Origin of the sequence: Pseudomonas agronomica (assembly GCF_025917275.1) — a bacterium.
GTDB lineage: Bacteria > Pseudomonadota > Gammaproteobacteria > Pseudomonadales > Pseudomonadaceae > Aquipseudomonas > Aquipseudomonas agronomica.
The window spans coordinates 1-6,322 of the sequence record NZ_JAOSHO010000300.1 but is presented as its reverse complement, the minus strand read 5'-3'; the positions used below and the strand labels follow the sequence as shown (position 1 = coordinate 6,322).

Genomic DNA, 6,322 nt, shown 5'->3' with positions numbered 1-6,322 from the left:
ACGTTTCGCTGATCCCCTCGCCACGGATGCGTGGCTGCGTCTTACAGTGCCTTGCTGACCTTGAGGTCGGTGATCTTGTCGTCCGTCTCGCCATGCAGCTTTTGCAACGCGGCCATGGCTTCTTCCTCTGTGCCGGTCTGCAATTGCGCGAACTCGAAGCGGCGTTCGCCGTTGAGCTTGTACTTGATTACGTATTTGGTCGTCGGGGCCACGGTTTTTCCTGTCCTTTACGAGAGGGCGGCTCAGCTCAGTTTCGAGCTGGAACGCCGGATGATCTTGATCTTGTGGGTCAGGGTCGGCTTGCGGGTGACGCTGATGGCGCGACGGCTGACGGTGTCGATGGTGATGTTCCAGAAACCGGTGCTGGGCGCGGTGATCCTGGCCGGGAACGTATCGAACGCGCCACCATGGTAAGTGTGCCGGCCGCCGTTCTTGAAGCTGCGGAAATTGGCGTCGTTCATCAAGCGGATGTTGCACATTTGGGAGCATTCGATGACGACGATATCGTCCTCGTTGAGGTGCTCGCGCTGATGGATGAATTTCATGGGTGCCTCCAGAAGGGCATTTCTTGCAAATCGACACGGCAAGATGGGCAAATAATGGCGCGCAGTTTACCAGCACCACGGGGCAATAACCGACCCCTGCCCTGGGTGAAACCGATTTATTGCCGGCTGATGGATAAAAAAGAAGCGCGCCGGATAAAAACAGCGTTTAGATTGTCGGAGGATCTTTATTGGAGGAATCATATGAAGCGCAGCGTGTGGGTAATGGCCTTGGCCTTGGGTGGATGTGCATCGGTATCGGACATCAACCAGACGCCACCCACCATGAGCGTCATCTCCGGTAAGAAGCCTCATGAATACGCCAATTGCGTTGCCGACAAGCTGCTCAAGACCCGTGGCCCGCTGCAGATGGAACCGCACAAGAACGGCGTCCGAGTGATTGTGCCAGGCCGATTGTCGACGCTGCCCGCGGCGGTATTCGACATCGATGAGCGCTCCAGCGGCAGCAGCATCAAGTTGCACGAAAGCATGTCCAACGTACCCGTGCGTCCGGGGGATGTGCAGGAAGCGGCCAATGCGTGCATCTCCGGTTGAGCGCGTTCCGGGCCTGACGAGCGGGCCGGGCATCGGTTAAGCTGCATCCTTCGAAAGAATGCCGCCACGGTCACGTTGGCGGCATTGTCATTTATGGAGTTCAGTCGATGAAACGCGAGCAGGTCCGCGAGCGCCATGCAGAAGGACTAATCTGCGCCACCCATGTAATACAGAACCCCGCGAGCCCGGGGGAATGGATCGTCTTCTTCAAGAAAAGCGCCGGACGCAGTTTCTTTCTCGTGGATGACCAGGACGAAGTCGAATCCTTCGGCCGGCTCGATGACCTGATCGAGACCCTGCGGGGCCTGGGGATCAAGTTCGCCGAGATTCACATCTAGCTTATTTGCAGACGACCACGACACTGCGGCTGGTGAAGTTCCCGACGTCGACGCCCAAGGTCTTTTCGCTGTCCTTGGCCTGTGGCGTGCCGTCGGTGCCGACGATGCGGTAACCGGTGCCGGCGCAGGAGGCATCAGCCTTCTCGTAGCAGGTGGCCCAGGAATTGGCTTCACCCGAACAATCGATGGACAGGCCTTGCTCGCCGTTATCCAGGTAGGTTTTTTCCGCCGAGGCACAACCTGCCAGGGCCAGGACTGCAAACAGCGCCAGGAATATCTTCATGGGAGGGTCATCGAGAAGAGAGGAATGGCGCGAGATTATAGCGAATGGCCATTCCGGTACAGCTAAACCAACGGCCCCTTCGAGCACCCATGCATCGAAGGGGCTCGCCGATTACTTCTTGCGGCGATTAGTGCGTGCTGGCGCCTGTTCGCGTTCCCGGGGCGCCGGGGCAGAGCGCTCGTCCTGGAAGACCGCGGCGACTTCCACCGCCATCGTCTTGCTGGGCAAGGGGCCGGCGACCTGTTCGCCATGGTAGTTGATAATCCACCATTGGCCGTCCTTGTCCTGGCTGACCGAATAACCGTTTGCGTTCTGTGTTGCCGACATCTAGCTGCCTCGTTGGCGGGATCAAGACGGGCATGATACGTCAAATGCTCGCAAACGGCGCTCATGGGCGTACAGTGGGGACCGCTGGAACCATCGAAACGAAAGGCGATTGAACTATCCGCCGGTTTATTTCTCTATGATGGCATCGGTTGGCCAGCGCAGGCATTGTAAGCCGCCTGCCGGCTGATTAGACTGCGCCGAAACTTGTACACATCGCCTTTTCAAGGACTTATATGATCAAGAAATGCTTGTTCCCAGCAGCCGGTTACGGTACTCGCTTCCTGCCAGCGACTAAAGCCATGCCCAAAGAAATGCTGCCGGTGGTGAACAAGCCACTGATCCAGTACGGCGTCGAAGAAGCCCTCGATGCAGGCCTGACGGAAATCTCCATCGTCACCGGCCGTGGCAAGCGCGCCCTGGAAGACCATTTCGACATCAGCTACGAGCTGGAAAACCAGATCAAGGGCACCGACAAGGAAAAATACCTGGTCGGCATTCGCAAGTTGCTGGACGAGTGCTCGTTCTCCTACACCCGCCAGACCGAAATGAAAGGCCTGGGCCACGCGATCCTCACCGGCCGCCCATTGATCGGTGACGAACCGTTCGCCGTGGTCCTCGCGGACGACCTTTGCGTCAACCTGGAAGGCGACGGCGTACTGACCCAGATGGTCAAGCTGTACAAGCAGTTCCGCTGCTCCATCGTGGCGATCCAGGAAGTGGATCCGCAGGAAACCAACAAGTACGGTGTGATCGCGGGCGAAATGATCCGCGACGACATCTACCGCGTCCACAGCATGGTTGAAAAACCAAAGCCTGAAGATGCACCGTCGAACCTGGCGATCATCGGCCGCTACATCCTGACGCCGGACATTTTCGACCTGATCGAACAGACTGAGCCAGGCAAGGGCGGCGAAATCCAGATCACCGACGCCCTGATGAAACAGGCCCAGAACGGCTGTGTCATGGCCTACAAGTTCAAGGGCAAGCGTTTCGACTGCGGTGGCGCCGAAGGTTATATCGACGCGACCAACTTCTGCTTCGAGAACTTCTACAAGACCGGCAAGGCTTACTGATAGCCTGCGCCGCGCTTGAAAAAACGCCCCGATGGGGCGTTTTTTTATACCTGCGAATCGCAGGCACAGAGCATCCCGTGGCAAGAAAGCTGCTCCCGCCGGGCCCCGTAGGAGCTGGCGAAGCCTGCGATCTCTTGATCTTGATCTTGATCCTGATCTTGAGATTCAAGTGTCTGGGGAGAGATCGCAGCCTCGTTTCACTCGGCAGCTCCTACGCAGCTCCTACGCAGTTGCTACAGCGCCGAGCGGGAGCAAGCTCCCTTGCCACAAAGGCAAGCTGCAAAAAGCCGTTTGGCTTTTGAGGTTCCGCCCCCATAACCATCTGAACGCTGCCCCAGGTGAAAGCAGCAGGTATGCTGACAACCTGCCGAAGGAGATAGATGATGGCCTACGATTTTGATCTGTATGTGATTGGCGCCGGTTCCGGCGGTGTGCGGGCGGCGCGGTTTGCCGCGGGGTTTGGCGCAAAAGTGGGCGTGGCGGAAAGCCGCTACCTGGGCGGTACGTGCGTGAACGTCGGTTGCGTGCCGAAAAAACTGCTGGTCTACGGCGCGCATTACGCCGAAGACTTCGAACAAGCGTCGGCCTACGGCTGGACAGCTGGCGAGGCGAGTTTCGACTGGGCGACGCTGATTGCCAACAAGGATCGCGAGATCAATCGCCTCAACGGCATCTACCGTAACCTGTTGGGCAACAGCGGCGTCACGCTGCATGAAGGCCACGCCAGGATCACCGGCCCTCACGAAATCGAGATCAACGGCGAGCGCCATACCGCCGAGCACATCATGATCGCCACGGGCGGCTGGCCGGTGATCCCGGATATTCCAGGGCGCGAGCACGCCATCAGCTCCAACGAGGCGTTTTTCCTGAAGACGCTGCCCAAGCGCATGCTGGTGGTGGGCGGCGGCTACATCGCGGTGGAATTCGCCGGGATCTTCCATGGCATGGGCGCGCAAACGTCCTTGCTGTATCGCGGCGACCTGTTCCTGCGTGGCTTTGATGGCGCGGTGCGCAAGCATCTGGCCGAAGAGCTGCAGCGTCGTGGCCTGGAGCTGCAATTCAATGCGGACATCCAGCGCATTGACAAAGAAGCCGACGGCAGCCTGAAGGTGACGCTCAAGGACGGCCGCACGCTGTCCACCGATTGCGTGTTCTATGCCACTGGCCGGCGACCGATGCTGGACAACCTCGGCCTGGAGAACACCGGCGTGACGCTGGATGAAAAAGGCTTTGTGCAGGTCAACGAAAAATACGAGACCGCTGAGCCGTCGATCCTGGCGATTGGCGACGTGATCGGCCGCGTGCAGCTCACGCCTGTCGCGTTGGCTGAAGGCATGGCGGTGGCGCGACGCCTGTTCAAGCCCGAGCAGTATCGCCTGGTGGACTATCGGATGATTCCCACGGCCGTGTTCAGCCTGCCGAACATCGGCACGGTTGGCCTGACGGAAGAGCAGGCCCGGGAGGAGGGCCATGAGGTGCAGATTTTCGAAAGCCGTTTCCGGCCGATGAAACTGACCCTCACCGAGTGCCAGGAACGCACGCTGATGAAGCTGGTGGTCGATGCCAGGACCGATAAGGTCTTGGGCTGCCACATGGTCGGCCCGGATGCGGGGGAAATCGTCCAGGGCTTGGCTATTGCCCTGAAGGCCGGCGCGACCAAGCGTGACTTCGACGAAACCATCGGCGTACACCCGACCGCTGCCGAAGAATTTGTCACCATGCGCACGCCCACTGCCTGATTCTGCCTATAGGCTCTGTGCCGGAGCCATGTAGGAGTTGTCTGTAGAAGCTGTCTGTAGGAGCTGCCGAGTGCAACGAGGCTGCGATCTTTCCCCTGACATTTGCATCTCAAGCGAAAGATCAAGATCAAAAGATCGCAGGCTTCGCCAGCTCCTACAGATTTCTTCTATCTATATGGATTCCTGATAGCCAAAACCAATCATTAGCATGAGGTTTGGCAATGAGCCAATAGCGCAGTGAATGGCTAAGATTCACCCCATCAACTTTTCAACCCCTGACGGAGAGTCAACGATGCCTATCATCAACAGCCAAGTTAAACCGTTCAAAGCCACCGCTTACAAAAATGGCAGCTTCATCGAAGTATCGGACGCTGACCTGAAAGGCAAGTGGTCTGTCGTGTTCTTCTACCCGGCTGACTTCACCTTCGTTTGCCCAACCGAACTGGAAGACCTGGCCGACAACTACGCCGAATTCCAGAAGCTGGGCGTCGAGATCTACAGCGTGTCCACCGACACTCACTTTGCCCACGCTGCCTGGCACAACACTTCGCCAGCCATTGGCAAGATCCAGTACACCATGATCGGCGACCCGACCCTGGCTATCTCCCGCAACTTCGACGTGCTGATCGAAGAAGCTGGCCTGGCTGACCGCGGTACTTTCGTGATCAACCCTGAAGGCCAGATCAAGATCGTTGAAATCAACGACGGCGGTGTAGGCCGCGACGCTTCCGAGCTGCTGCGCAAGATCAAGGCCGCCCAGTACGTTGCCGCTCACCCAGGCGAAGTCTGCCCAGCCAAGTGGAAAGAAGGCGAGGCCACCCTGGCTCCGTCCCTGGACCTGGTCGGCAAGATCTAAGTCTGTGATCCATCCGAGGGCGATCCGCTCTTAAGCAAGTAAGCCGCTTCGCCCCAAAAAACGCCCGGGCGAGATTCGCTCGGGCGTTGTTTTTTCTGAAATTCAAAAAATGGAAATCGCCCGTATGTTGGACGCCAATCTTAAAGCTCAGTTGAAGTCATACCTGGAACGGGTCACCCAGCCGATCGAGATCGTTGCATCCCTCGACGACGGTGCGAAATCCCAGGAAATGCTCGCGTTACTCAAAGACGTTGCCAGTCTTTCCAACCAGATTACCTTGCTCGACAACGGCACCGATGCGCGCAAGCCATCGTTCTCGTTGAACCGCCCCGGAGCCGATATCAGCCTGCGTTTCGCCGGCATTCCCATGGGGCATGAATTTACTTCGCTGGTGCTGGCCCTGCTGCAAGTCGGTGGCCACCCGTCGAAGGCCAGTGTCGAAGTGATCGAACAGATCCGCTCGCTCAAGGGCGAGTTCAACTTCGAGACGTATTTCTCGCTGTCGTGCCAGAACTGCCCGGATGTGGTCCAGGCGCTGAACCTGATGGCGGTGCTGAACCCGAACATCAAGCACGTCGCCATCGACGGCGCGCTGTTCCAGGCCGAAGT

General features: G+C 58.2%; 9 protein-coding genes and 1 pseudogene. 6 read left to right on the top strand and 4 right to left on the bottom strand.

Annotation, left to right across the window (positions count from 1 at the left end):
- Window positions 1–41: 41 nt before the first annotated feature.
- Together OC610_RS18845 and OC610_RS18840 are read right to left on the bottom strand one after the other, a co-directional pair.
- Window positions 42–212 (bottom strand): hypothetical protein, encoded by a 171-nt coding sequence (locus OC610_RS18845; protein WP_264429788.1) that lies wholly within the window; start codon window positions 210–212, stop codon window positions 42–44.
- A 30-nt stretch (window positions 213–242) separates the two neighbouring features.
- A complete protein-coding gene (locus OC610_RS18840; RefSeq protein WP_030142225.1) occupies window positions 243–545 on the bottom strand; it encodes a DUF1883 domain-containing protein in 303 nt (100 codons plus the stop codon).
- Window positions 546–746: 201 nt separating this feature from the next.
- On the opposite strand from OC610_RS18840, the gene OC610_RS18835 reads away from it, so the two are divergent.
- Together OC610_RS18835 and OC610_RS18830 are read left to right on the top strand one after the other, a co-directional pair.
- Window positions 747–1,097: a hypothetical protein gene (locus OC610_RS18835; RefSeq protein ID WP_249875217.1), complete on the top strand. Its 351-nt coding sequence runs from the start codon at window positions 747–749 to the stop codon at window positions 1,095–1,097.
- A gap of 107 nt (window positions 1,098–1,204) precedes the next feature.
- The gene (locus OC610_RS18830) at window positions 1,205–1,435 is read left to right on the top strand and encodes a hypothetical protein (protein WP_030142223.1); all 231 of its coding nucleotides are present in this window, start codon (window positions 1,205–1,207) and stop codon (window positions 1,433–1,435) included.
- Window position 1,436: 1 nt separating this feature from the next.
- Here the strand turns inward: OC610_RS18830 and OC610_RS18825 are convergent, their stop codons facing one another.
- A complete protein-coding gene (locus OC610_RS18825) occupies window positions 1,437–1,718 on the bottom strand; it encodes a hypothetical protein (RefSeq protein ID WP_264429783.1) in 282 nt (93 codons plus the stop codon).
- Window positions 1,719–1,829: 111 nt separating this feature from the next.
- Entirely contained in the window at window positions 1,830–2,045 is a 216-nt protein-coding gene (locus OC610_RS18820; protein ID WP_264429782.1) for a hypothetical protein, read from the bottom strand.
- Between the two features lie 233 nt (window positions 2,046–2,278).
- On the opposite strand from OC610_RS18820, the gene galU reads away from it, so the two are divergent.
- The 4 genes and pseudogenes from galU to OC610_RS18800 form a co-directional block, all read left to right on the top strand.
- The gene (gene galU / locus OC610_RS18815; protein WP_003182953.1) at window positions 2,279–3,118 is read left to right on the top strand and encodes a UTP--glucose-1-phosphate uridylyltransferase GalU; all 840 of its coding nucleotides are present in this window, start codon (window positions 2,279–2,281) and stop codon (window positions 3,116–3,118) included.
- 383 nt (window positions 3,119–3,501) lie between these two features.
- Window positions 3,502–4,857 (top strand): glutathione-disulfide reductase, encoded by a 1,356-nt coding sequence (gene gorA, locus OC610_RS18810; RefSeq protein WP_264429770.1) that lies wholly within the window; start codon window positions 3,502–3,504, stop codon window positions 4,855–4,857.
- 292 nt (window positions 4,858–5,149) lie between these two features.
- Window positions 5,150–5,713, top strand: coding sequence for an alkyl hydroperoxide reductase subunit C (gene ahpC / locus OC610_RS18805; RefSeq protein ID WP_181290391.1), 564 nt, complete (start codon window positions 5,150–5,152; stop codon window positions 5,711–5,713).
- 124 nt (window positions 5,714–5,837) lie between these two features.
- Window positions 5,838–6,322, top strand: a pseudogene (locus OC610_RS18800) (alkyl hydroperoxide reductase subunit F); the annotation flags it as partial.

What these genes read in the sequence shown, in the direction of transcription:
- galU (WP_003182953.1), top strand. Translation starts at nt 2,279, where the DNA reads ATGATCAAGAAATGCTTGTTCCCAGCAGCCGGTTACGGTACTCGCTTC.
- OC610_RS18830 (WP_030142223.1), top strand. Translation starts at nt 1,205, where the DNA reads ATGAAACGCGAGCAGGTCCGCGAGCGCCATGCAGAAGGACTAATCTGC.
- ahpC (WP_181290391.1), top strand. Translation starts at nt 5,150, where the DNA reads ATGCCTATCATCAACAGCCAAGTTAAACCGTTCAAAGCCACCGCTTAC.
- OC610_RS18840 (WP_030142225.1), bottom strand. Translation starts at nt 545, where the DNA reads ATGAAATTCATCCATCAGCGCGAGCACCTCAACGAGGACGATATCGTC.
- OC610_RS18825 (WP_264429783.1), bottom strand. Translation starts at nt 1,718, where the DNA reads ATGAAGATATTCCTGGCGCTGTTTGCAGTCCTGGCCCTGGCAGGTTGT.
- OC610_RS18820 (WP_264429782.1), bottom strand. Translation starts at nt 2,045, where the DNA reads ATGTCGGCAACACAGAACGCAAACGGTTATTCGGTCAGCCAGGACAAG.
- OC610_RS18835 (WP_249875217.1), top strand. Translation starts at nt 747, where the DNA reads ATGAAGCGCAGCGTGTGGGTAATGGCCTTGGCCTTGGGTGGATGTGCA.
- gorA (WP_264429770.1), top strand. Translation starts at nt 3,502, where the DNA reads ATGGCCTACGATTTTGATCTGTATGTGATTGGCGCCGGTTCCGGCGGT.